A 22,155-nucleotide genomic window follows, 5' to 3' on the forward strand; every position below is an offset into this window, starting at 1 on the left:
AGCAGTGAAACCGCTCAGCGCCGATGGTAGTGTGGGGTCTCCCCATGCGAGAGTAGGTCATCGTCAGGCACTTATTTCGAGAAAACCCCGGTAGCGACAGCTGCCGGGGTTTTTTCATGTTAGGCCGAGGCCGGCGACAAGGGGCTACTCATGCCCCGTTCGTCAGGAACGAATGGGAGCCGCGTCAGCGGGCCCGCCGGACGCCCGGCGCAAATATCCTGAGGCACGGATACCGAAAGCGCCCCGGCCGCGAAAGCGGTCGGGGCGTTGTCATGCCCGAATGCCGGGCTATCGGGCCGACGCCCGGGCTCAGCCGGCGATCTCGTAGAGCTCGATGGGCGTGCCGTCGGGGTCGGCGAGGAAGGTGAAGCGGGCCCCGGTGACCTCGTCGACGCGGATCGGCTCGGGAGTGGGCCCGCGGGCCTCGAGCAGCGCGACACAGGCGTCGAGGTCGGGGGTGGCGAGCGCCAGGTGGCGCAGGCCACAGGCCTCGGGGTAGCTCGGCCGCGCCGGGGGCGAGGGAAAGGAGAACAGCTCGAGCTGGATCCCGCCCGGCAGGCGCAGGTCCAGCTTGTGACTGTCGCGTGCCTCCCGGTAGACCTCGTGGAGGATCTCCGCGCCCATCACCTCGAGGTAGAAGCGCCGAGCCCGCGGGTAGTCGGCGGTGATCAGGGCCACGTGGTGCACGCGGGACAGCGGCAGCGGATCTCGTGTGGCGTCCATGCGCTCCTCGTCGATGGCGGGAGGCGCCCCGCGGGGCGCCGGCGAAAAGGCACGCCGCGCGTCAGCGGCAGAGGGTCTCGAGGACCTCGATCAGGCTGTCCATCTCGTCCTCGGTGCCGATGGAGATGCGCAGCTGCTCGCTGAGGGCGTCGGTGTTGAAGTGGCGCACCAGGATACCCCGCTCGCGCAGGCCGACGAACAGCTGGGCCGCATCGTGCTCCGGGTGGCTGACCAGCAGGAAGTTGCTCTGCGAGGGCAGGACCCGGAAGCCCAGGGACTCCAACCGGGTGCGGGTGCGCTCACGCGTGGTGATGACCGCTTCGCGGCAGGCCTCGAAGTGCTCGCGGTCCTCCAGGGCGGCGATGCCGATGGCACTGGCCAGGCTGTCGATGGGGTAGGAGTTGAAGGAGTCCTTGACCCGCTCCAGCCCCTCGATCAGCTCCCGGGAGCCCACCGCATAGCCGAGCCGCAGGCCAGCCAGGCTGCGCGACTTGGAGAAGGTGCCGGTGACCAGCAGGTTGGGGTGGCTCGCCACCAGGGGCACGGCGCTCTCGCCGCCGAAGTCCACGTAGGCCTCGTCGACCAGCACCACCACGTCGGTGATCCGCTCGAGCAGCCCGGCGATGGCCTCGCGACCGTGGCCGTGGCCGGTCGGGGCATTGGGGTTGGCGAAGACCACCCCGGCGCTGTCCGGGGTGAAGGCGTCCAGGTCGACTCGCCACTGGTCGTCCAGCGGCAGCGTGCGGCGCTCCACGTCATAGAGCCGGCAATACACTGGATAGAAACTGTAGGTGATCGCCGGCATCTGCAGCGGCCGGTCATGGCAGAAGAAGGCCTGGAAGGCCAGGGCCAGCACCTCGTCGGAGCCGTTGCCGACGAACACCTGTTCCACCTCGACGCCGAACTCCCGGGCCAGGGCCTCGCGCAGGGCACGGGACTCCGGGTCGGGGTAGCGACGCAGGTGATCGGCCGGGAACTCCCGCAGCACCGCCTCGACGCCCGGCGCCGGGGGGTAGGGGTTCTCGTTGGTGTTCAGCTTGATCAGGCGCTCGCGGGGCTGCTCGCCGGGGACATAGGGCGTCAGCTCACGGACCTTGGGGCTCCAGAACTTGCTCATGGTCACTCTCAGGGTGTCGGGGCAATGCGGCCATGGTCGCCCGCCCGGCGTGCCCGCGCAAGCCGCGAGCCATGCTAGGCTGTGACCTCGTCTCTTCGCCTGCTACGGAAGCTCCCTGATGATCGGCCAGATCCTCGCCACGCTATTGCCGGTGTTCCTGATCGCCGGTTGCGGCACCCTCTACGGGCGCTATCGGCGTCCCGATATCCGCGGCCTCAACACCCTCAACATGGAGCTCTTCGTGCCCATGCTGGTGTTCGCGGTGCTGGCCGACCGCGAGGCCCCGTTGACCGACTACGCGCGGCTGGCCCTGGCCGCCACCGTCGTGGTGCTCGGCTCGGGGCTGCTGCTCTGGCCGCTGGTCAAGCTGCTGCGCCTGGAGACCAAGACCTTCCTGCCGCCGATGATGTTCAACAACTCCGGCAACATGGGCATCCCGCTGATCGTGCTGGCCTTCGGCGAGGCGGCCCTGCCGGCGGCGGTGGTGCTGTTCATCGTCGAGATGCTGCTGCACTTCTCGGTGGGGCTCTACATGCTCGACCCGCGCACCCCGCTGTGGCGACTGCTGCGCATGCCCATCGTGCTGGCCAGCCTGGCCGGGCTGGGGCTCAACATCGGCGGGATCGCCCTGCCGGGCTGGCTGCTGGAGTCGCTGGACATGCTCGGCGGGGTCTGTATCCCGCTGATGCTGTTCGCCCTCGGCGTGCGCATGCTCGACATCGACTTCGACGACTGGCGCAGCGGCCTGCTGGGTGCCGTGCTGTGCCCGCTGTCGGGGCTGGTGCTGGCCTGGCCGATGATCCTGTGGCTGGATCTCACCGGCCTCTCGGCGGCGGCCCTGTGGGTGTTCTCGGCGCTGCCGCCGGCGGTGCTCAACTACCTGGTGGCCGAGCAGTATCGCCAGGAGCCGCACCGGGTGGCCTCGCTGGTGCTGATCGGCAATCTGGGCAGCCTGGTGGTGATGCCCATGGTGCTCTGGCTGGTGTTCGAACACGTCCAACCGATGGCATCATGAGAGGGTAAAGCCGGCGGCGTCGAGACTGTCCGCCATTGTCACGAGAGGTTATGCTGTCAGGCAGGCTGCCGTGGATTGCGGCGTCATGCCCATTGGTTAGGAGGACGAAGATGCAAATCAGGACCTTGCTGGCTGGCTCTGCCATGCTCGCCGTGCTGGCGGGCTGTGCCACCGGCCCCACCGGCCAGGGAGCCGCCGATAACGGGATGGAGGCCGCGCAAGCGACCTATCAGGGCACCTTGCCGTGCCGTAACTGCGAGGGCATCGACCTGGATGTGACGCTGGTCGGCGATGCCGAGAGCGCCGCCGAGGAGCGCACCTTCGACCTGCAGGCATCCTATCGGGCGCATCCCCAGAATCCGCCGGACGAGAACTACGAGGGTAACTGGGAAGTGCTGAGCGGCACCGCCGACAACCCCGAGGCGACCGTCTACGAGCTCACTCCTGACGGCGAAGGCCAGGTCTACTACTTCCTGCGCCTCGACCCGCAGACCCTGGAACTGATCGACCCCCAGCGTCGTCGCTTCCAGAACAACGAGATGCTGCGCCTGAAGCGCCTCTGAGGCCATCGGCAACGCATGTCTCGAGGGGCGGCCAGCGGGCCGCCCCTCGTCATTGCGGGCCCCCATCGGTGGCCCGTGTCGCGAACGTCACCTCCCGGGGAGCCCATGGCCAAAGCGAAGAGCGCCTTCGTGTGCACCGAATGCGGTGCCGAATACCGCAAGTGGCAGGGGCAGTGCAGCAGCTGCCAGGAATGGAACACCTTGAGCGAGGTCCGCCTCTCGGCGGCCCGACCCGGCGCCGCGAGTGGCGGGGGCACGGGGGCGGCGGGCCGCGGTGGCTATGCGGGGAGCCTGTCCCGGGAGGTCGTCGACCTGGGCCAGGTCGACCTCAGCGAGGTGCCGCGACTGTCCTCGACCTTCGAGGAGTTCGACCGCGTGTTGGGCGGCGGCCTGGTGCCGGGCTCCGCCGTGCTGCTGGGCGGCCATCCCGGCGCCGGCAAGTCGACCCTGCTGCTGCAGACCGCCTGCAAGCTGGCCCAGCAGCGTCGCGTGCTGTATGTCACCGGCGAAGAGTCGCTGTCCCAGGTGGCGATGCGCGCCCATCGCCTGCAGCTGCCGACCCAGGGCCTCAAGATGCTCGCCGAGACCAGCATCGAGACCATCCTCGGCGTGGCCGAACGCGAGCGACCGGACATCCTGATCATCGACTCCATCCAGACCACCCACCTCGAGGACATCGCCTCGGCGCCTGGCGGCGTGGCTCAGGTCCGCGAGTCCGCGGCGGCGCTGACCCGCTTCGCCAAGCAGTCGAGCACCGTGCTGCTGCTGGTCGGCCACGTGACCAAGGACGGCACCCTGGCCGGCCCCAAAGTGCTCGAGCACATGATCGATGCCTCGCTGCTGCTCGAGGGCGGGGCGGACTCGCGCTTTCGCACCCTGCGCGGCCAGAAGAACCGCTTCGGCGCGGTCAACGAACTGGGCGTCTTCGCCATGCTCGAGCACGGCCTCAAGGAAGTGAAGAACCCCAGCGCCATCTTCCTGTCGCGCACCGAGGAGCAGGCCCCGGGCAGCCTGGTGATGGTGGTCTGGGAGGGCACCCGGCCGATCCTGGTGGAGGTCCAGGCGTTGCTCGACGACTCGGCGCTGGGCAATCCCCGGCGCGTGGCACTGGGCCTCGACCAGAATCGCCTGGCCATGCTGCTGGCAGTGCTGCACCGCCATGGCGGCCTGTTCACCGGTGACCAGGACGTCTTCCTCAACGTGGTGGGCGGGGTCAAGGTGCTGGAGACCAGCGCCGACCTGGCCGTGCTGCTGGCGGTGGTCTCCAGCCTGCAGAGTCGGCCCCTGGCCCGGGAACTGGTGGCGTTCGGCGAGGTGGGCCTGTCCGGCGAGATCCGCCCGGTGCCCAGCGGCCAGGAGCGTATCGTCGAGGCGGCCAAGCACGGCTTCCGCCGCGCCATCGTGCCGCGTGCCAATGCCCCCAAGCACTCGCCCGAGGGCATGGAGGTGGTAGCGGTGGACAAGCTTGCCGATGCCCTGGAAGCTCTCTGACCGGCCCCGGAAAGGGGCGCCTGTGTTGTAGAATGCCGGTAATGACCGACAAGGAGAACGAGATGAGCGCCATTCGCCTGACCCAGTACAGCCACGGTGCCGGCTGTGGCTGCAAGATCGCCCCCGATGTCCTGGACGGGATTCTCGCCAAGGCCGGGCCGGGCGCCAGCCATTCTCGATTGATCGTCGGTAATCAGGGCCGCGAGGACGCCGCCGTCTATGACCTGGGCGATGGCCGCGGCATGATCGCCACCACCGATTTCTTCATGCCCATCGTCGATGACCCCTTCGACTTCGGGCGCATCGCCGCCACCAACGCCATCAGCGACGTCTTCGCCATGGGCGGCTCGCCAGTGTTGGCGCTGGGTATCCTCGGCTGGCCCCTGGACAAGCTTGGCGCCGATATCGCCGGCGACGTGGTGGCCGGTGCCCAGGCGGTGTGCCGCGAGCTCGGCCTGGCGCTGGCCGGGGGCCACTCCATCGACGCCCCGGAGCCGATCTTTGGCCTGGCGGTCAATGGCCTGGTCGACCTGGAGCACCTCAAGCTCAACAAGGGGGCCCAGGTCGGCGACCTGCTCTACCTCACCAAGCCGCTGGGCGTGGGGATGCTGACCACCGCGGAGAAGCAGGGGCTGCTCGAGGCCGGCCACCAGGGCCTGGCCCGGCGCAGCATGCTCGAGACCAACCGTATCGGGGTGGCGCTGGCCAGGATCGCCGGCGTGCACGCCATGACCGACGTCACCGGCTTCGGTCTCGCCGGCCACCTGGCCGAGGTCTGCGAAGCCAGTGGCGTGGCCGCCAGGATCGACTTCCGCCGTCTGCCGCGCCTGGCCGAGGCCGAGGCCTACCGTCGCCGGGGCGCGGTGCCGGGCGGCACTAAACGCAACCGCGACGCCCTGGGCGCGGCCCTGCCAGCCATGGACGACGTCCACTGGCAGTGGCTGTGCGATCCCCAGACTTCCGGTGGCCTGCTGCTGTCGGTGCACCCTTCCTGGGAGGACGATGTCGAGCGGGTGGGCCGCGACCATGGCCTCGAGCTCGAGCCCTTCGGCCAGGTCGTCGCCGCCAAGGGCGAGGCGCGCATCGAGGTGAAGGGATGACCCTGCCCCTGGTCGAGCCGTCGCTGGACCTGATCCGCGAGGGACGGGTGCTGATCGACGTGCGTGCACCGGTGGAGTTCGTCCAGGGCGCGCTCCCCGGCGCCGTCAACCTGCCGCTGATGGATGACGAGGAACGCCACCGGGTCGGCATCGAGTACAAGCATGCCGGCCAGCAGGCGGCCATCGCCCTGGGCGAGCGGCTGGTCAGCGGCGGCATCAAGGCTGCCCGCATCGCGACCTGGCGGCGCCTGCTCGAGGCCCATCCCGATGCCGTCATCTACTGCTTCCGCGGCGGGCTGCGCTCCCAGGTCGCCCAGCAGTGGCTGGTCGAGGCCGGCATCACCCGGCCGCGCATCCGCGGCGGCTGGAAGGCCATGCGCCAGGCGCTGTGCGAGCGCATCGACGCCGCGGCCGGCCAGCCGCTGCTGGTGGTGGGGGGCCTCACCGGCTGCGCCAAGACCAGCTTGATCCAGGCGCTCGATTGCGGCCTGGACCTCGAGGGCTGCGCCCGCCACAAGGGCTCGGCCTTCGGCCGTCACCCCCTGCCGGCGCCGTCGCAGATCGACTTCGAGCACGCCATGGGCCTGCGCCTGCTGGAGCTGACAGGTCCCATGGTGGTGGAGGACGAGTCGCGCCATATCGGTGCGGCCAACGTGCCGCTGGCGTTCTGGCGCGGCATGGAGCAGGCGCCCCGGGTGCGCGTCGAGATGTCGCTGGACTGGCGCCTGGCGCAGATCCACAAGGACTACATCGACGACCTCTGGGAAATCTATCGCCACCACTTCGGTGACTGGCTGGGCTGGGCGCTGATGCGCAAGCAGCTCTCCACCGCCCTGGAGCGGCTGCGCAAGCGGCTGGGCAGTGCCCGTCTGGCCCGCCTGCAGCGCCTCCAGGCTTTGGCCTTCCGTGAGCACGAGGCCGGCAACCGCCAGGCCCACGAGGCCTGGCTGGCGCCGCTGCTCACCGAGTACTACGACCCCATGTACCGCCACCAGCTGCAGAAGCACGATGACCAGCGCTTCCTGCACGTGGGCGACTGGGAGAGCTGCCTGGCCGCCGCTCGGGACTGGAGCGCCGAGGCCGCGCGCCGCGGCGACATGCGGACGGCCACCCCGGCCTGACCCTCAGTTCGCCGTCACGGCGCGCAGCCACTGGGAGAGCAGCCTGTCGAGCAGCGGGGCCAGCCGGTCGAAGCGTCTGGGATCGGCCAGCATCGCCTCGCGGTCCTGGTGGTGGGGGCTCTCGGCGTCGCCGCTGGGGCGGGGCAGGTGGTCGAGCATGGCGGTCACACTCTCCGGGGTGGCCTCCAGGTGGCAGAGCAGGGCCACCACCCGGCCGCCGTCCCAGGTGAAGCCCTGCAGCGGGCTGGCCTGGCTGCCGCCCAGCGGCAGGGCGTCCTCGGGCAGGGCGAATACCTCGCGGTGCCACATGAAGGCCTCGAAGTGCTCCGGCAGGTCGAAGGGACTCTCCGCGGCCTGCTCGACCCGGTGCCAGCCGGTCTCGGCATAGGTTCCGCGGGCCACCGTGGCGCCCAGGGCCTCGGCGATCAGCCGTGCCCCGTAGCCGATGCCGAGCAGCGGCTTGCGGCCGTCCAGAGCCTGGTCGATCAGCTTGCGCTCGCGGCGCTCCCAGTCCGGCGGCGGGGTGCCGTCCTCGGGGCCGTCGAGCACGATCAGCGCATCGCCATCGGCCAGCCGCGGCGGAAGCTCGCCCTGGTCCAGATGGAAGACGGTGTGGCTATGGCCCATGCTGTCGAGCCAGTCGCCGATGCGAGCGGGCCCGCGGTACGGGCTGTGCTGAAGCAGATGGAAGTGCATGCGCGTCTCGCCGTTTGCCTGAACAAGAGAAAGGTGCGGAAGGGTACATGAAGCCAGCCCTGAAGGAACAGATACTGACCATCATCGCCGCGATCCCCCCGGGCCGAGTCACCACCTACGGGCGCATCGCCGCCATGACCGAGGGGGGCACGCCGCGGCTGGTGGCCCGGGCACTGCGCGAGCTCCCCGCCGGGCACGAGCTGCCCTGGTTCCGGGTGATCACCGCCTCGCGGCGCCTGGCCGACCATCCCGGGGCCGACGAGCAGCGCCGGCGGCTGATCGATGAGGGCGTAGCCTTCGATGTCCGCGGGCGGGTCGCCAGCGAGCGCCTCTGGCCCTGAGACCAATCAAACACGAGGAGACTCCATGAGCCAGTCATCCGGCGGCTTCTTCCAGCGCCTGCAGGCGCTCCCGCCCCGCCGCCAGCAGGCCTTCATGGCCGCCCTCTGCGAGCGGCTGCTGCCCAACTACGCTTTCTACGCCGAGACCACCGGCCACGGCGACGTGAAGGGGCTGCGTGCCGTGCTCGACCTGGTCTGGGAGCGGCTGGCGGTCAAGGAGGCGTGCATCGACTTCGAGCGCCAGGCCGAGAAGCTGGCCGAGCTGGAGCCGCCCGCCGGGGACGACAGCTTCGGCGCCCGCCGGGCCCTGGAGGCGGTGGTGGCGATCTCGGCGCTGCTCGACACCCTGCGGGGCGAGGCCCCGGAGGCGGTGCTGGAAGTGAGCAGGACGTCTCGAGGGGGCGTGCGGGCCTTCATCGAGCTGACCGAGGGCGAGGAGGATGGCGAGCGCCTCACCGCCCTGGTCCGCGAGCATCCGCTGATGGTGGACGAGAACGACTTCCAGGACGCGGTGCTCGAGGCGGTGGAAGGCGAGCTGGACCGCGACGGCCTGAAGGCGCTGCGCCGGCTGGGCCGCAACGAGGGCGTCAGCAATCTGGGGCTCGGTGTCTGAGCAGGGACGGCCGTGATACGGGCTCAGCGTACCCTGAGTTCGCCGACCATTCCCGCCTCGGCATGACCCGCCACATCGCAGCGGAAGGCGTAGGTACCGGCTTCGTCGACCGTGAAGCGCACCGTGCTGGTCTCGTCACCGGTGATGATCGGGGTCGCCACGTCCAGCGCCGGGATGTTCAGGTTATGGCCCATGACGGCGGCGTTCTCGAGGGTCAGCTTCACCTCGGTGCCGGCCGGCACCTCGATCCGCTCGGGCTCGAACCTGAAGCCCGGCTGGGCCGTGACGCTTACCTCGACCGGCGCTTGGCCGGCCGCGGCGAGCCCGCCGAGCGTGGCCGCCATGAGCAGCATCAGTGCCAGAGGGCGCACCCGATGGGGCCAAGGGGGAATCGGCATACCAAGGGCCTCCTGCGTTGGTGAGGACGAGAGGGGTCGGCCACCCCGGTGTCCCCGGGGGGCACGTGGACATCCGGGGACCCGGGGCTCGGGTTACTGGCCCCCCAGCTCCCATTCCACGATGCGGTCTTCCTCGAACATCATGTGAATGAAGGGCTGGTTCTGGCCGTTGGGGAGTTCGAAGGCTGTCTGCACCGGCTCGAAGACCGGGCCCTGCGGAGTGGGTTTGATCGGCATCACGATCAGGTGTGTATGGTGATCCTGGTCGGGGATGTGACGCTCATCGCGCGATAGCGGTACCCCCTCATCCAGGGCCAGCGAGTAGTCCCGCTTGCGCACGACCTCCGTGGTCATCAGGTGGGCCACCTTGGTGTCCACCTGCTCACCGTTGATGTAGAGATGCACGATGCCCCACCAGGCGCCACGGGTGTACTCCTTGGGCATCAGCGGGGAGCCGGTACCGGTGGTGCCGTGCAACCAGCCGTCGATGAACACCCCGCCCTGGGTGGCGTAGCCCGGGAACGGCGGCTGGACCACATGATCGAATTCCAGTCGATACTTGTTGCCCGCCGGGTCGTGGAACCAGGTGTCCAACAGTACCTCGTCGGGGGTGTCGCCCGGCTTGCCGGGCTGGTCCTCAGCCACTCGGTCGAGCAGGGTGGTGCGGAAGTGGCCGCTCTGGTCCGGGGGCAGGGGCCTGGCCTTGTCGCTGAAGGGGGTGGGCTGCTGGAACCCTGTGTAGGCGGTGCCCGCCTGGTTGGTGCCGCGGGCCGCCTCGGGTGCCGCCACCAGGATCGGCAGCTTCTCGAGCAGGGCGCGGATCGGTGGCTTGTCCACCTCGGCGAGGATCGGTGCCAGGGTGCGTTTAGGATTGGCGGGGGTGCCGAATACCTCTTCGCTCAGCCGGCGGGGGCCGGGCAACACCCAGTAGACCGTCTTGCCGGCTTCCTGCTCGATCACCGCCTTGTTGATCAAGGGGCCACTCTTGTCGGCGCCGGCCGCCACCGCGCCACTGGCGCACAGCAGGGCGGCGGCCAGTACTGTCAGCTTTGGGATAAGGGGTTGCATCGTCATCCTCCCGGCAACAGGATCGGCGCTCGCCATGCCTGCTGCCTACGTTGAAGTGCCAGACCCATCATGCCGCTCTTGCCCTGAATACAACGCAAGCGATGCCGGGCCGGCAGTGCATTCACTCGTTGGTCGAGGTGGAGGCAGATTGCTTACAGGCAGGCGAAGATGGGGCCTGGGAAGGGACGACAGTGAGGGAGAGGAAGAGCCGGGGCTGCCCCGTGGCGCCCCGGCGAAGGGTCAGAGGCGCATCTCGATCCCCCTCTCGGCCATATAGCGCTTGGCCTCGGGGATGGTGTACTCGCCGAAGTGGAAGATGCTGGCGGCCAGCACCGCATCGGCGCCGCCGTCCTTGACGCCCTCGACCAGGTGGTCGAGGTTGCCGACGCCCCCGGAGGCGATCACCGGCACGCTGACCGCTTCGCTGATGGCATGGGTCACGCCGATGTCGAAGCCGGCCTTGGTGCCGTCGCGGTCCATGCTGGTGAGCAGCAGCTCGCCGGCGCCGAGCTCCACCATCTTCTTCGCCCACTCCACGGCATCGAGCCCGGTGGGGCGGCGGCCGCCATGGGTGAAGATCTCCCAGCGCGGGGTCTCACCCTCCGCGGAGACCCGCTTGGCGTCGATGGCCACCACGATGCACTGGCTGCCGAAACGCTCGGCGGCCTCGTGCACGAACTCGGGGTTGTTGACTGCCGCGGTGTTGATCGAGACCTTGTCGGCCCCGGCGTTGAGCATGGTGCGGATGTCGTCGCAGGTGCGGATGCCCCCGCCCACGGTCAGCGGGATGAACACCTCGCCGGCGATGTGCTCGACCATCTCCACCGTGGTGCCGCGATCCTCGTGGCTGGCGGTGATGTCGAGGAAGGTGATCTCGTCGGCGCCCTGCTGGTTGTAGCGCTGGGCGATTTCCACCGGGTCCCCGGCGTCACGGATGCCGATGAAGTTGACGCCCTTGACCACGCGGCCGGCGTCGACGTCCAGGCAGGGAATGATGCGCTTGGCGAGTCCCATGGTCAGCTCCCGTCTCGTTGGCCGGTGAGTTCGTCACAGAGGGCCTGGGCCTCGGCCACGTCCAGGCTGCCCTCGTAGATGGCCCGGCCGGTGATGGCGCCGAGGATGCCTGGCTCCCCGGCGGCGATCAGCGCGCGCAGGTCGTCGAGGTTGGTGACGCCGCCCGAGGCGATCACCGGCAGCCCGCCCTGGCGAGCCAGCTCGGCGGTGGCCTCGACGTTGACGCCGCCCATCATGCCGTCCCGGGCGATGTCGGTGTAGACGATGGACGAGACCCCGTCATCGGCGAAGCGCTTGGCGAGGTCGGTGGCCTTGATCTGCGACACCTCGGCCCAGCCATCGGTGGCGACGAAGCCGTCGCGGGCGTCCAGGCCGACGATCACGTGGCCGGGGAAGGCCTGGCACATCTCGGTGACGAAGGCCGGCTCCTTGACCGCCTTGGTGCCGATGATCACCTGGGAGACGCCGGCCTCGAGGTAGTGCTCGATGGTCGCGGCCGAGCGGATGCCGCCGCCGATCTGGATCGGCAGCTCGGGATAGGCGCGGGCGATGGCGGTGACCGCCTCGCCGTTGACCGGCTCACCCTCGAAGGCGCCGTTGAGGTCGACAAGGTGCAGTCGCCGGGCGCCGGCCTCGACCCAGCGGGCGGCCATGGCTACCGGATCGTCGCCGTAGGTGGTGGCGTCGTCCATCCGGCCCTGCTTGAGCCTGACGCACTTGCCGTCCTTGAGATCGATGGCGGGGATTACCAGCATGTCCAGTCCTCTTGGGGCGCGGCAGCGGGCGCCCATGTTGTCATGTCAGGGGGCGCGAACAGCGGCGCCCGGGCACGCGGCGGCGCCGCTCAGGGCGTCCACTGTACGAAGTTTTCCAGCAGCTTGAGGCCGGCCCGGGAACTCTTCTCCGGATGGAACTGCACGGCGAAGGTGGCATCGCGGCCGGTGGCCACGTGGGCGGTGACCCGGCCGTAGTCGGTGGTACCGAACACCTGGGCGTCGTCGGCGGCATCCACGTAGTAGCTGTGTACGAAGTAGAAGTGCTCCTGGTCATCGATGCCGTCCCATAGCGGGTGGTCGTGGTGCTGGCGGACCAGGTTCCAGCCCATGTGCGGGACCTTGAGGCGGTGGCCCTGGTCATCGCGCATGTCGGCGGGGAAGCGACGCACCTCGCCGCCCATGAAGCCCAGGCAGCGGATGCCGCCGTTCTCCTCGCTGTGGTCGTGCAGCATCTGCTGGCCGACGCAGATCCCCAGCAGCGGCTTGGACTGCTGCGCGAGCAGCTCCTGGACCAGGCCGCGCAGCTCGGTGCGCTCGAGTTCGCCCATGCAGTCGCGGATGGCGCCCTGACCGGGCAGGACCAGGCGGGTGGCGCCATGGATGCGGCGGGCGTCGCGGGTCACCACCACGTGCTCGTGGGTGACATGCTCCAGTGCCTTGGCGACGGAATGCAGGTTGCCCATCCCGTAGTCGATGACGGCAATGGTCATGGGGCGCTCCTCGTATCGGTCGGCGGTCTCACAGGCTGCCCTTGGTGGACGGCATCTGGCCGGCCATGCGCGGGTCCTCGGCGACGGCCATGCGCAGCGCCCGGCCGAAGGCCTTGAAGATGGTTTCCGCCTGATGGTGGGCGTTGAAGCCCTTCAGGTTGTCGACATGCAGCGTGACCCGGGCATGGTTGACGAAGCCCTGGAAGAACTCCCAGAACAGCTGGGTGTCCAGGCGGCCGATGCTGGCGCGGGTGAACTCGACGTCCATGAACAGCCCCGGGCGACCCGAGAAGTCTACCACGACCCGGGACAGCGCCTCGTCGAGGGGCACATAGGCATGGCCGTAGCGGTAGATGCCACGCTTGTCGCCGACCGCCTTGTCGAAGGCCTGGCCCAGGGTGATGCCGAGATCCTCGACGGTGTGGTGGTCGTCGATGTGCAGGTCGCCCACCGCCTTGATGTCCAGGTCGATCAGGCCGTGCCGGGCCACCTGGTCGAGCATGTGGTCGAGGAAGGGCACGCCGGTCTCGCAGGTCAGCCGGCCCTCGCCATCGAGGTTCACGGTGACCGTGATCTGGGTTTCCTTGGTGTCGCGGGTGACCGTGGCGATACGCTCGGACATGTCGGGTCTCCAGCGCCGGGGCGCTTGTCGGGGTGAAGGCGGGTTCCCTGACGCCGGACGTCGTCCGGGGCCTAGAATGCAGGGACGGGCCTGCCGTCGCAGAACAGCCATTATAGTGAAACGCCGCCCCCATCCGCTACAATGCCTGCCACTTCAGCGGTGGCGGCAACGGCCACCCCTCAGGGAGAATCTCGCATGCCGGTAACGCTCCACCGAGTCGACCAAGCGACCTGGGACGCGGATGCCCAGGTGCAGCAGGACCTGCTGCGCATCTATGCCGACGCCCCTCCCGAGCGTCTGTCGCTCTCCCCGGAGGACTTCATCAGCCGCCACCTGGCGGCGGACCGCTTCTTCTGCTGCGCCCGCTTCAATGACCGCTTGCTGGGCGCCCTGGCGGTGCAGCGCGACCAAGAGGCCTGGTGGCTCTCGCACCTGTGCGTGCGCAAGACCACCCGACGCCGGGGTGTGGGCACACGTCTGCTGACCCTGACCGGTGAGGCCGCCCATGCCGAGGGGCTGCGGTTGTGCGTGGCCAACCCCCAGCTGCCCATGGCCGACCAGCTGCTGCTGAGTCGTCTCGGCTACCGGTTGACCAAGACCGGTGACTACTTCGAACTGGATCTGCCGCCCAAAGGAGCCGGGCAATGAAGCGCATCTTGCGAACCCTGCTGGCCGCCATCGGTGTACTCGGGCTGGTCGTGGTGGGGGCCGTGGTCTTCGTGACGACCTTCTTCGACCCCGAGGACCTCAAGCCGCGCCTCGTCGACGTGGTGCGGGAACACAGTGGTCTCGAGCTGGACCTGGAGGGGCCGCTGGCCTGGTCCTTCTATCCCCGGCTGGGCGTCAGCGTCGAGTCGGCCCAGGCCCGCCTGCCCTCCCAGCCCACCGACGACACGCCCTTCGCCGCCTTCGACCATGCCGAGGTCAGCCTGGCCATGGCACCGCTGCTGCGTGGCAAGATCGCCATCGATGGCCTGACCCTGGACGGCCTGGCCCTCAACCTGGAGCGCGACGCCGAGGGACGCGGCAACTGGGAGGCGTTGATCGAGCGCCTCGAGGAACGCGGCGAGGAGGCCGAAGCCGTGCTGGCACCGGCCAGTGCCGGCCCCAATCCCGATGATGCCGACGGCCTGGCCGTGGCGCTCAACATCGCCAGCGTGCAGGTCCGCGATGGCCGGGTGAACTACCGGGATGCCCAGGCCGGCCGCGAACTGGCCTTCGAGCAGGTCGACATCTCCGGCAGCAATGTCAATCCCGACAGCCCCTTCCCGCTCAGCGCGAGCCTGCAGGTGGCGGTGGAGAACGGCGCCGAAGCGCAAGCCGAAGACGCTGTCGGGCTGGTCAGCCAGGTCGAGCTCGAGACCCGGGTCAACCTGGGTCTGGCCGAGAGCCGTCACGTACTGAGCAACCTGAAGCTGGATACCACGACCCGTCTCTCGGGCGGCGACGAGGAAGAGACCCAGGAGGCCCGACTCAACGCCAAGGAACTGATCCTGGATCTCGCCGGTGGACAGATCAAGTCGAGCGGCAGCCAACTGGAGTTCAGCCTGCTCCACCCGCGCCTCGGCGAGAAGCGGCTGCCGCTGACGCTGGCCTTCCAGCTCGACGCCAACCTGCAGCAGGACACCGCCCGGCTGCGCGAGATGCAGCTGACCGGTCCCGACGGCCTCGAGGCCAGCGGCAACCTGGCCATCAACGAGCTGAGCCAGACACCCCGCTACGAGGGCCAGCTGCGCCTGGCCTCGCTGTCGCTGCGGCCCTGGCTGATCCGCTTCCAGGCGATGCCGACCACGGCCAGCAACAAGGCGCTGAGTGAGGTGGCCCTGGCCAGTTCGGTCGAGGGCGACCTTCAGGGCATCGCCCTCGATGACCTGACGCTGAGCCTCGACGGCGGCACCTTCAATGGGCACATGGCCGGGCGTTTCGATGGCTCCCGTCTTGACGTCGACCTCAAGGGCGACAGCCTTAACCTTGACGACTACCTGCCGCCCGCCGACGGCCCGCCCATGACCGCCTCCCAGGGGGCGTTCATCCAGAGCGCCGTCGCCCAGGAGCAGAGCGGTGGTCTGGTGCCCGCCGAGTGGCTGGGCGACCTCGCCCTCGACGCCCACCTGCTACTCGGCCAGCTCACGCTCATGGAGCAGACCTTCGAGAACGTCGAGCTGACCCTCCAGGGCCGCGATGGCCGACACCGGCTGACGGCCTTCGAGTCGGACTTCCACGACGGCCACCTCGCCGCCAGTGGCCAGCTCGACGTGCGCGAGACGCCCCTGCGCTGGCAGCTGACGCCGCGGGTGGAAAACGTCCGCCTGGGCTCGCTGCTGGATAGCCTGAGCAGCGACCCCGCCCCACTGCGCGGCCGCCTGCAGGGCGAGGGCGAGCTCGAGACCCGCGGTAACAGCGTGGCCGAGCTCAAGCGCGCCCTGGGTGGCCGGCTGGCCACCCGGGTGGCTGAGGGCAGCATCGCCGGCGTCAACGTCTCCCGGGAGCTGTGCACCGCCGCGGCCCGCCTGGAGGGCGAGACCCCGAGCCGCGAGTGGCGCGAGGACACCGAGTTCGAGCGTGCCGAGGCCAGCTTCCGGATCCGCGACGGCGTGGCCGAGAGCGACGACCTGCTGGTGACCATCCCGGGGGGCGCCCTGGATGGCGGGGGCCAGCTGGACCTGGCCAGCGAGCAGTTCGACCTCAAGGCCGCCGCCCGCTTCACCGACTCCGTGGACGCCGCCTGCGAGGTGAACCCCCGGCTGGTCGATGTGCCCTTCCCGGTGCGCTGCGAGGGCCAGCTCGGTGGCGACAGCAGTGAATGGTGCCGCTTCGACCGCGAGGCCTTCCAGGACACCCTGGCCGGGCTGCTGCGCCGCGAGGCCAGTGAGCGGGCCGGCGAGGAGGTCGAGAAGCGCCTCGACGATGCCGTGAAGGAGCTCGACGAGCGCCTCGGCGAAGGCTCCGGCAGTGAACTTCGTGACGCCCTCGAGGGTCTGTTCAAGTGAGCATCCAGTAAGCCAGTCCTGCGCCGACGTTCCGTCGGCGCTTTTTTTCGTGTCGAGATCGCCCCATGACGGATCATCCGCCCGCCATCCTCGCCCCCGAGACCTTCCAGCGGCGCCTGCTCGACTGGTTCGAGGTCCATGGACGCCACGACCTGCCCTGGCAGCAGGACCGCACGCCCTACCGGGTGTGGGTCTCGGAGATCATGCTGCAGCAGACCCAGGTGGCCACCGTGATTCCCTACTTCGAGCGCTTCATGGCGCGCTTCCCGGACGTGCAGGCCCTCGCTACGGCCTCCCAGGACGAGGTGCTGCACCTGTGGACCGGGCTCGGCTACTACGCCCGCGGGCGCAACCTGCACAAGGCGGCGCGCACGGTGGTGGCCGAGCACGACGGCGCCTTTCCGGTGGACAGCCTCGAGGCCATGGCCGCGCTGCCGGGTATCGGCCCCTCTACCGCCGGGGCGATCATCGCCCAGAGCACCGGCCGGCGCGCGGTGATCCTCGACGGCAACGTCAAGCGAGTGCTCACTCGCCTGCATGCCGTGGAGGGCTGGCCGGGGCGGCCGGCCGTGGAGCGCCGGCTGTGGGCGCTGGCCGATCACTACACCCCCGACCGGCGACTGGTTGACTTCACCCAGGCGATGATGGACTTGGGGGCGACGCTTTGCAGCCGGGGCCGCCCCGACTGCGCGGCCTGCCCCTTCAGCGACGCTTGCCTGGCCCATGCTCGGGGCGAGGAGCGTCGTTTCCCCGAGTCCAAGCCCAGGAAGGCGCTGCCCACCCGCCACGCCGTCATGCTCGTGCTCCAGGATGACCAGGGTCGGGTGCTGCTCGAGCAGCGTCCCTCCAGCGGCCTGTGGGGCGGGCTGTGGAGCCTGCCGCAGTTCGAGGACGAGGCGGGCCTGCAGGGCTGGCTCGACCAACATGCCCCCCGGGCCGAGCTCGACGCCGCCTGGTCGCCGTTCACCCATGTGTTCAGCCATTTCCGCCTCGAGATCACTCCCCGGCCGGCGCGGGTGACGAGGCTCGACGCGGTGGGCGAGGGCCGGCGCTGGTTCGATCCCGAAGCGCCGGACAGTATCGGCCTGGCCGCCCCGGTTAAGGGCTTGCTGGAGTCGCTGCGGCCCTTCACCCTGTCCGCACCCGTTAGTCCCCATTCCGATGCCCAGGAGAAGTGACCGATGAGCCAGACCGTTTTCTGCCGCAAGTACCAGCAGGAGCTGGAAGCCTTGCCGTTTCCGCCGCTGCCCGGCAAGAAGGGCCAGGAGATCCAGGCCAGCGTCTCCAAGCAGGCCTGGGAGGAGTGGCAGGCGCTGCAGACCCGCCTGATCAACGAGAAGCATCTCAACATGCTCGAGCCCTCCGCCCGGGAATACCTGATGGAACAGCTGGAGCGATTCCTCGACAATGAGGAAACCGACCAGGCCGAGGGCTACGTTCCCCCCGAGGCATGAGCCCTGGAGGATCCCACTGGCAGCGCCATCTTTTTGAAACGGAAAGGGTTGACGCGAGCGGGCCAGTGGGGTTTAATACGCACCGTTGGCGAGGGCCAGATAGCTCAGTTGGTAGAGCAGGGGATTGAAAATCCCCGTGTCGGCGGTTCGATTCCGTCTCTGGCCACCACAATGCTGGGGTATAGCCAAGCGGTAAGGCACCGGTTTTTGGTATCGGCATGCGCAGGTTCGAATCCTGCTACCCCAGCCACGCCAACCCTGTTTCCGTTCTGCATCTCGACCCGCAGTCGGTCCCGAGCCGGCATAGCTCAGTTGGTAGAGCAACTGACTTGTAATCAGTAGGTCCCGGGTTCGACTCCTGGTGCCGGCACCATCGAAACGTCGGGATAATCAAAGCGTTGCAGAGCACAAGAGGCCGCCCATCGAGGCGGTTTTTTTGTGTCTGTCTACATTGTGTCTACACCTGCCGCGTCTCTCTTCTCGACTACTGCTGTAGAAAAAAGCCCGCCAAAAGGCGGGCCAAAGCGCTTGCCTTTCATTGCAGGGAAACTGCAAGCAAGGCGAAGTTATCTTAAGTAGTCGGCAAAGCATACTCCCAGCTCCTAACTTTAATGGGACATTCCCTTTGCCAAGCAGTTGTCGCACACGACTATGGTCGTGATCCTACATGTCAAGTGGTGATGACTGACACTGATGCCGTCATTATTCATCAGCCATTTGATCAGGAAGTGCATTTGTCACGGGGTTGAGTCTGACGGCGTCCTCAAGGTGGTCCGGGGCGAAGTGGGCATAGCGCATGGTCATGGTGATCGACTGATGGCCCAGGATGCGCTGAAGCACCAGGATATTGCCACCATTCATCATGAAGTGGCTGGCGAAGGTATGGCGGAGCACGTGGGTTAGCTGCCCGTCTGGAAGCTCGATGCGAGTCTCCTGGATGGCCGATTGGAAAGCCTTGTAGGACTCGGCGAAGAGCCTGCCGATCTTTCGACGCTGGCGGAGCTGGCCGGCAAGTCGTGGATCTATGGGGACGGTGCGGGCCCTTCCTGACTTGGTGCCGACGTAGGTGACCCGATCCTTGCCGACATTTTCGGCTCGCAGGGTCTGGGCCTCGCTCCAGCGGGCGCCGGTGCTGAGGCAGAGCAGGGTGACGAAATAGCAGTCACGCTTGGGCTGTTGCTTGAGGTAGACCAGGAGATCCCGGACTTGCCGATCATCCAGGTATCCCATCTCCGTTTCGTCGGTGCGAACCATGCGCATACGGGCCAGAGGATTGCCCTTGTGCCAGAGGTCCAGACGCTCCAGCTCGGAGAACATGGCCTTCAGATAGGCGTGTTCATGGTTCACGGTGCTGGGCTTCACTTCCTTGAGGCGTTCCGTTCGATACTCGGTCCAGTCCTGGGCGGTGAAGGCTTCCGCCAGGGGGTTGCCCAGGGCTTGGGCCAGCTTACGGAGCGAGCGCACGCGATCGCGGGCACTCTTGAGGGTCTGGCCATGGTGCTGGTACCAGAGTTCAACGAGATCCAGGAGACGTCGCTTGTCGCGCTTGGGGGCCTGGTACTCTTCCCCGTTCGCGGACTTGGATAGCACATGCTGCTCGAAGCGACGCGCCGCGGTCTTGGACTTGAGAATCTTGCGCACGCGCTTGCCGTAGCGGCCATGCGGCCACAGATCGACCAGCCAGCCGGTCGGGACCTTCTTGATGGTCATGCCGCTTTCCCCAGCAATCGTCGCTCGATGAGCTTGTCCTCCACCAGCTGCCGGAAGGCACCGGCCTGGATGCCGCGACGGCGGTAGTAGTGCTCCAGGTCCTCCCACATGCCGGAGCGCTTGAGATAATCAATGGCCTGGTGCGTGCCGAAGCCCTGGCGGGCATAGATCGAGATGAGGTTGCCGAAGGCCAGACACACGTTCTTCTCGTTTCCCAGGCCGGGGGCCTTGCGGGCGCGCTTGTAGAGAAAATGCGGCTCGTGGGCGAAGAAGCGCGGGTCGTCCTGGAAGAGCTGCCAGGCGGGGTCGATGAGATCCCGCGAGGCGTCCAGCCGGTAGCTCTGCATGGCGCTGCGCCAGATCCCGGTGAGGTGGGGGATCACGTCGGTGAAGCGATGGAAACCGTGGGCGTTGTCCAGGACCTCGCCAGTGTCGACGTTGCAGGGAATGCCCCGGGCGAACTCGGCCAGCACCGACTGGTGAAAGCGCATCTCGATGCGCCACACGTCCTGGTCGGGATCGTAGGCCGGCGACAGATCGTCATTAGTGGCGTTGCCCCAGATCCCCTCCCAGAAGTGCAGCTTGTCGCGGTAGTGGGCTTCCTTGGTCTTGTTGTAGATGGCGCATTGCAGGGCCCCAGCGGTGCCGAACATCAGGGTTTCGCAGCGTCCGTAGGTGGTGGCGATGTTGCCGTGATCGAAGCTGAGCGAGTCGATGCCGTCGATCCGGGTGATCTTCTTGGAGCGGGTCACGAAGCGGTCCATGAAGTCGCGGGGTGGCTCCCAGCCCTGGACGTCCAGGGCCAGATGAACGGCACAGCCGGCGTATTCCATGTGATCCAGCAGGCAGGAGGCGATGAGATCCATGAAGCGTTGGCAGGCGGCGGGCTCGCGTTCCTGGATGTAGTGGGGCGATAGCTCGATCTTGAGGTGCGTGCCCACCTGGTCGGTCTTCACGTGCCGGGCCTGGAAGAACACGATCACGCCGAGGTCATTGTTCTGCAGGCGGTAGCGGAAGCCGGAGCCGGCGGCACCGGCCCCCACGGCCCAGGTATGCCCGTAGAGGTCGATGGTCGCGCCGCGACCCTCCTGGTAGACGCTGATGATCTTGTCGAACTGCGGCAGGTGGGGGAGGCCCCGGTAGAGCTGCCGGACGGTGTCGACCCCGGCATTGAGCAAGCGAACGCCATCGAGCTCGCGTTGCCCCTTGGGACTCATGAAGATCTTGCCGATGGGGTCCTGCTCGCCCCGTGTCAGCGACTCGATGGAGTACCGTTCCCAACGCTTCATTTTCTAATTCCCCTCTAATGTGCTGCTGCGACGCTCTATGGCGTTTGTCGTTGTCACTCTGCGAGACGTGTTACAGGGAGGGTCTCGCCGGGCCGCGCATGCGGCGCGGGGATGCGGTCGCAAGCGTCCTCTCCCGCGGCGCACGCGCGGCCCGCTCATAGCAGCGCCCTCAAGGCCAGAAGCCCCCACAGGTGCGCCGGGTAGAACCAGCGGGTCAGCCAGCGGGGCAGGCGCATCGGCGGTAGGTGAGTGCTTACGAGGGCGAGCACCACCAGCACGCCGAGGGCCGCCGATAAGGCCGAGATCGACGGGCCGTATTGGGCCAGTGGCCAGCCGATCAGCGGCACCAGCCAGAGCGGCGGCCAGCGGATCGCGCCCAGGAAGGCGAGGATCAGCCCCAGGGCCAGCGGGCCGTATTCCACCTGGAGCGTGGCGAGGCTGAGCGCGCTTCCCAGGACCAGGGCGACGGGATCGCGGTGCCGGTGATAGGCCACGAGGTAGGCGGCGGCGGCCAGGGTGACGCAGATGTTGCCGAGCGCTTCCCCGCGCAGGGCCATGAATGGCAGTTGCGCGAGCAGGGCGATGACCAGGATGCGGTCGGCGTAACGTCGGGCGTCGGTGGTGTGCAGCGCGTGCCAGGCGATCATGAAGCAGAACATCGGCAGCGCCAGACGGCCGACCGTGACGCGCAGAAGGGCGGGTATGTCACCACTCACTAGCCAGAGACTGCCGTGATCCACGGCCATGGTGGTGATGGCCAGGCCCTGGATGATCGGCAGCCAGGTCGGGATGGCGCGAGCCGGGGATGCGTTGGTGATGATGGCAGTGGTCATAGCGTCAGCACCTCCACCTCGAGCGGCAGGCCCAGCTCCATGGCGTTGAAGCAGTCGGGCCGGGTGGTGCGGATGGGCTTGCCGTCCTGGTCGTAGAGCCGGCAACTGTCCTGGAAGATCGAGCCGGCGTAGGCGGTGACTGTGTCCGCTGGCGGTGTCGAGGTCGGGGCGACGGTCGCGGTTTGGTGCTGGGTGGTGGCGGTCGGGTTCTTGTCCTCTCCGCCCAGGAACTCCGACACCGAGTTGGTGGCATAGACGACGCAGGCCGCCGAGCCCAGGAACACGAACGGGGCGATGATCAGGATGCGCGGCAGGCGGCGCTTGCCGGTATGGATCGAGGCCGACTGGTACTCGGCAAACACGGCCTTGGGGTGCTTCCAGATCGACACCTCACAGTCGGCGTCGCCCTTGTGGGTCATGGGGTTGGTGTGACAGATCCCCTCGAAGCGGTAGACCAGGGCGCCGCCCATCTTGCCCCGGCGCATCAGGTGCTCGTGGACCTCGACCAGGG

24 protein-coding genes and 3 tRNA genes are annotated in these 22,155 nt (G+C 68.1%); 14 read left to right on the plus strand and 13 right to left on the minus strand.

Annotated features, from left to right (window positions below; translation table 11 throughout):
• Positions 1–309 precede the first annotated feature (309 nt).
• Positions 310–723 (minus strand): SMU1112c/YaeR family gloxylase I-like metalloprotein, encoded by a 414-nt coding sequence (gene gloA2, locus EKG36_RS19955; protein ID WP_126487035.1) that lies wholly within the window; start codon positions 721–723, stop codon positions 310–312.
• 61 nt (positions 724–784) lie between these two features.
• Entirely contained in the window at positions 785–1,840 is a 1,056-nt protein-coding gene (gene hisC, locus EKG36_RS19960; RefSeq protein ID WP_126487036.1) for a histidinol-phosphate transaminase, read from the minus strand.
• A gap of 118 nt (positions 1,841–1,958) precedes the next feature.
• Here hisC and EKG36_RS19965 point away from each other — a divergent pair, with 118 nt between their 5' ends.
• The 5 genes from EKG36_RS19965 to mnmH all read left to right on the plus strand — a co-directional run bounded on the left by EKG36_RS19965 (position 1,959) and on the right by mnmH (position 7,130).
• On the plus strand, positions 1,959–2,855 hold the full coding sequence (locus EKG36_RS19965) for an AEC family transporter (RefSeq protein WP_126487037.1): 897 nt from the start codon (positions 1,959–1,961) through the stop codon (positions 2,853–2,855).
• A gap of 110 nt (positions 2,856–2,965) precedes the next feature.
• On the plus strand, positions 2,966–3,418 hold the full coding sequence (locus tag EKG36_RS19970; protein ID WP_126487038.1) for a copper resistance protein NlpE N-terminal domain-containing protein: 453 nt from the start codon (positions 2,966–2,968) through the stop codon (positions 3,416–3,418).
• Positions 3,419–3,523: 105 nt separating this feature from the next.
• Complete coding sequence (radA, locus tag EKG36_RS19975; protein ID WP_126487039.1) at positions 3,524–4,909, plus strand: DNA repair protein RadA; 1,386 nt, start codon at positions 3,524–3,526, stop codon at positions 4,907–4,909.
• A gap of 62 nt (positions 4,910–4,971) precedes the next feature.
• Entirely contained in the window at positions 4,972–6,009 is a 1,038-nt protein-coding gene (selD, locus tag EKG36_RS19980; protein ID WP_126487040.1) for a selenide, water dikinase SelD, read from the plus strand.
• On the plus strand, positions 6,006–7,130 hold the full coding sequence (gene mnmH / locus EKG36_RS19985; RefSeq protein WP_126487041.1) for a tRNA 2-selenouridine(34) synthase MnmH: 1,125 nt from the start codon (positions 6,006–6,008) through the stop codon (positions 7,128–7,130). The genes selD and mnmH overlap by 4 nt, the downstream gene beginning before the upstream one ends.
• A gap of 3 nt (positions 7,131–7,133) precedes the next feature.
• On the opposite strand, the gene EKG36_RS19990 is transcribed toward mnmH, so the two are convergent.
• Positions 7,134–7,826, minus strand: a complete 693-nt coding sequence (locus EKG36_RS19990; protein ID WP_126487042.1) for a type 1 glutamine amidotransferase — start codon at positions 7,824–7,826, stop codon at positions 7,134–7,136.
• A 47-nt stretch (positions 7,827–7,873) separates the two neighbouring features.
• Here EKG36_RS19990 and EKG36_RS19995 point away from each other — a divergent pair, with 47 nt between their 5' ends.
• Complete coding sequence (locus EKG36_RS19995) at positions 7,874–8,167, plus strand: MGMT family protein (RefSeq protein WP_126487043.1); 294 nt, start codon at positions 7,874–7,876, stop codon at positions 8,165–8,167.
• A gap of 25 nt (positions 8,168–8,192) precedes the next feature.
• Positions 8,193–8,780, plus strand: coding sequence for a YjaG family protein (locus tag EKG36_RS20000; protein WP_126487044.1), 588 nt, complete (start codon positions 8,193–8,195; stop codon positions 8,778–8,780).
• Positions 8,781–8,803: 23 nt separating this feature from the next.
• Here the strand turns inward: EKG36_RS20000 and EKG36_RS20005 are convergent, their stop codons facing one another.
• The 6 genes from EKG36_RS20005 to hisB form a co-directional block, all read right to left on the minus strand.
• A complete protein-coding gene (locus EKG36_RS20005; protein WP_126487045.1) occupies positions 8,804–9,178 on the minus strand; it encodes a cupredoxin domain-containing protein in 375 nt (124 codons plus the stop codon).
• A 93-nt stretch (positions 9,179–9,271) separates the two neighbouring features.
• The gene (locus tag EKG36_RS20010) at positions 9,272–10,246 is read right to left on the minus strand and encodes a hypothetical protein (protein ID WP_126487046.1); all 975 of its coding nucleotides are present in this window, start codon (positions 10,244–10,246) and stop codon (positions 9,272–9,274) included.
• A gap of 240 nt (positions 10,247–10,486) precedes the next feature.
• Positions 10,487–11,260, minus strand: a complete 774-nt coding sequence (gene hisF, locus EKG36_RS20015) for an imidazole glycerol phosphate synthase subunit HisF (RefSeq protein WP_126487047.1) — start codon at positions 11,258–11,260, stop codon at positions 10,487–10,489.
• A gap of 2 nt (positions 11,261–11,262) precedes the next feature.
• A complete protein-coding gene (hisA, locus tag EKG36_RS20020; protein WP_126487048.1) occupies positions 11,263–12,015 on the minus strand; it encodes a 1-(5-phosphoribosyl)-5-[(5-phosphoribosylamino)methylideneamino]imidazole-4-carboxamide isomerase in 753 nt (250 codons plus the stop codon).
• A gap of 89 nt (positions 12,016–12,104) precedes the next feature.
• A complete protein-coding gene (hisH, locus tag EKG36_RS20025; protein ID WP_126487049.1) occupies positions 12,105–12,746 on the minus strand; it encodes an imidazole glycerol phosphate synthase subunit HisH in 642 nt (213 codons plus the stop codon).
• A 28-nt stretch (positions 12,747–12,774) separates the two neighbouring features.
• On the minus strand, positions 12,775–13,368 hold the full coding sequence (gene hisB / locus EKG36_RS20030) for an imidazoleglycerol-phosphate dehydratase HisB (protein ID WP_126487050.1): 594 nt from the start codon (positions 13,366–13,368) through the stop codon (positions 12,775–12,777).
• Between the two features lie 195 nt (positions 13,369–13,563).
• Between hisB and EKG36_RS20035 the strand changes: the two genes are divergently transcribed.
• The 7 genes from EKG36_RS20035 (at position 13,564) to EKG36_RS20065 (ending at position 18,185) form a co-directional block, all read left to right on the plus strand.
• Complete coding sequence (locus tag EKG36_RS20035; RefSeq protein WP_126487051.1) at positions 13,564–14,016, plus strand: acetyl-CoA sensor PanZ family protein; 453 nt, start codon at positions 13,564–13,566, stop codon at positions 14,014–14,016.
• Positions 14,013–16,358, plus strand: coding sequence for an AsmA family protein (locus EKG36_RS20040; protein WP_126487052.1), 2,346 nt, complete (start codon positions 14,013–14,015; stop codon positions 16,356–16,358). The genes EKG36_RS20035 and EKG36_RS20040 overlap by 4 nt, the downstream gene beginning before the upstream one ends.
• Positions 16,359–16,423: 65 nt before the next feature.
• Positions 16,424–17,536 (plus strand): A/G-specific adenine glycosylase, encoded by a 1,113-nt coding sequence (gene mutY / locus EKG36_RS20045; RefSeq protein ID WP_126487053.1) that lies wholly within the window; start codon positions 16,424–16,426, stop codon positions 17,534–17,536.
• Between the two features lie 3 nt (positions 17,537–17,539).
• A complete protein-coding gene (locus tag EKG36_RS20050) occupies positions 17,540–17,812 on the plus strand; it encodes an oxidative damage protection protein (protein WP_126487054.1) in 273 nt (90 codons plus the stop codon).
• A gap of 93 nt (positions 17,813–17,905) precedes the next feature.
• Positions 17,906–17,981, plus strand: a tRNA-Phe gene (locus EKG36_RS20055).
• A 6-nt stretch (positions 17,982–17,987) separates the two neighbouring features.
• Positions 17,988–18,062 (plus strand) — tRNA-Gln (locus EKG36_RS20060).
• A gap of 47 nt (positions 18,063–18,109) precedes the next feature.
• A tRNA-Thr gene (locus EKG36_RS20065) sits at positions 18,110–18,185 on the plus strand.
• Positions 18,186–18,514: 329 nt separating this feature from the next.
• Here EKG36_RS20065 and EKG36_RS20070 read toward each other — a convergent pair.
• The 4 genes from EKG36_RS20070 to EKG36_RS20565 form a co-directional block, all read right to left on the minus strand.
• The gene (locus EKG36_RS20070) at positions 18,515–19,522 is read right to left on the minus strand and encodes a phage integrase (RefSeq protein ID WP_126487055.1); all 1,008 of its coding nucleotides are present in this window, start codon (positions 19,520–19,522) and stop codon (positions 18,515–18,517) included.
• Positions 19,519–20,811, minus strand: a complete 1,293-nt coding sequence (locus tag EKG36_RS20075; RefSeq protein ID WP_126487056.1) for a hypothetical protein — start codon at positions 20,809–20,811, stop codon at positions 19,519–19,521. The genes EKG36_RS20070 and EKG36_RS20075 overlap by 4 nt, the downstream gene beginning before the upstream one ends.
• A gap of 155 nt (positions 20,812–20,966) precedes the next feature.
• A complete protein-coding gene (locus tag EKG36_RS20080) occupies positions 20,967–21,644 on the minus strand; it encodes a TraX family protein (RefSeq protein WP_126487057.1) in 678 nt (225 codons plus the stop codon).
• Positions 21,641–22,155: P-loop NTPase family protein (locus EKG36_RS20565; protein ID WP_185827620.1), on the minus strand; the 515-nt coding region annotated here is incomplete at its 5' end. The genes EKG36_RS20565 and EKG36_RS20080, both read right to left, overlap by 4 nt.

It is taken from the genome of Halomonas nitroreducens (assembly GCF_003966155.1).
GTDB lineage: Bacteria > Pseudomonadota > Gammaproteobacteria > Pseudomonadales > Halomonadaceae > Halomonas > Halomonas nitroreducens.

What these genes read in the sequence shown, in the direction of transcription:
- gloA2 (WP_126487035.1), bottom strand. Translation starts at nt 723, where the DNA reads ATGGACGCCACACGAGATCCGCTGCCGCTGTCCCGCGTGCACCACGTG.
- hisC (WP_126487036.1), bottom strand. Translation starts at nt 1,840, where the DNA reads ATGAGCAAGTTCTGGAGCCCCAAGGTCCGTGAGCTGACGCCCTATGTC.
- EKG36_RS19965 (WP_126487037.1), top strand. Translation starts at nt 1,959, where the DNA reads ATGATCGGCCAGATCCTCGCCACGCTATTGCCGGTGTTCCTGATCGCC.
- EKG36_RS19970 (WP_126487038.1), top strand. Translation starts at nt 2,966, where the DNA reads ATGCAAATCAGGACCTTGCTGGCTGGCTCTGCCATGCTCGCCGTGCTG.
- radA (WP_126487039.1), top strand. Translation starts at nt 3,524, where the DNA reads ATGGCCAAAGCGAAGAGCGCCTTCGTGTGCACCGAATGCGGTGCCGAA.
- selD (WP_126487040.1), top strand. Translation starts at nt 4,972, where the DNA reads ATGAGCGCCATTCGCCTGACCCAGTACAGCCACGGTGCCGGCTGTGGC.
- mnmH (WP_126487041.1), top strand. Translation starts at nt 6,006, where the DNA reads ATGACCCTGCCCCTGGTCGAGCCGTCGCTGGACCTGATCCGCGAGGGA.
- EKG36_RS19990 (WP_126487042.1), bottom strand. Translation starts at nt 7,826, where the DNA reads ATGCACTTCCATCTGCTTCAGCACAGCCCGTACCGCGGGCCCGCTCGC.
- EKG36_RS19995 (WP_126487043.1), top strand. Translation starts at nt 7,874, where the DNA reads ATGAAGCCAGCCCTGAAGGAACAGATACTGACCATCATCGCCGCGATC.
- EKG36_RS20000 (WP_126487044.1), top strand. Translation starts at nt 8,193, where the DNA reads ATGAGCCAGTCATCCGGCGGCTTCTTCCAGCGCCTGCAGGCGCTCCCG.
- EKG36_RS20005 (WP_126487045.1), bottom strand. Translation starts at nt 9,178, where the DNA reads ATGCCGATTCCCCCTTGGCCCCATCGGGTGCGCCCTCTGGCACTGATG.
- EKG36_RS20010 (WP_126487046.1), bottom strand. Translation starts at nt 10,246, where the DNA reads ATGCAACCCCTTATCCCAAAGCTGACAGTACTGGCCGCCGCCCTGCTG.
- hisF (WP_126487047.1), bottom strand. Translation starts at nt 11,260, where the DNA reads ATGGGACTCGCCAAGCGCATCATTCCCTGCCTGGACGTCGACGCCGGC.
- hisA (WP_126487048.1), bottom strand. Translation starts at nt 12,015, where the DNA reads ATGCTGGTAATCCCCGCCATCGATCTCAAGGACGGCAAGTGCGTCAGG.
- hisH (WP_126487049.1), bottom strand. Translation starts at nt 12,746, where the DNA reads ATGACCATTGCCGTCATCGACTACGGGATGGGCAACCTGCATTCCGTC.
- hisB (WP_126487050.1), bottom strand. Translation starts at nt 13,368, where the DNA reads ATGTCCGAGCGTATCGCCACGGTCACCCGCGACACCAAGGAAACCCAG.
- EKG36_RS20035 (WP_126487051.1), top strand. Translation starts at nt 13,564, where the DNA reads ATGCCGGTAACGCTCCACCGAGTCGACCAAGCGACCTGGGACGCGGAT.
- EKG36_RS20040 (WP_126487052.1), top strand. Translation starts at nt 14,013, where the DNA reads ATGAAGCGCATCTTGCGAACCCTGCTGGCCGCCATCGGTGTACTCGGG.
- mutY (WP_126487053.1), top strand. Translation starts at nt 16,424, where the DNA reads ATGACGGATCATCCGCCCGCCATCCTCGCCCCCGAGACCTTCCAGCGG.
- EKG36_RS20050 (WP_126487054.1), top strand. Translation starts at nt 17,540, where the DNA reads ATGAGCCAGACCGTTTTCTGCCGCAAGTACCAGCAGGAGCTGGAAGCC.
- EKG36_RS20070 (WP_126487055.1), bottom strand. Translation starts at nt 19,522, where the DNA reads ATGACCATCAAGAAGGTCCCGACCGGCTGGCTGGTCGATCTGTGGCCG.
- EKG36_RS20075 (WP_126487056.1), bottom strand. Translation starts at nt 20,811, where the DNA reads ATGAAGCGTTGGGAACGGTACTCCATCGAGTCGCTGACACGGGGCGAG.
- EKG36_RS20080 (WP_126487057.1), bottom strand. Translation starts at nt 21,644, where the DNA reads ATGACCACTGCCATCATCACCAACGCATCCCCGGCTCGCGCCATCCCG.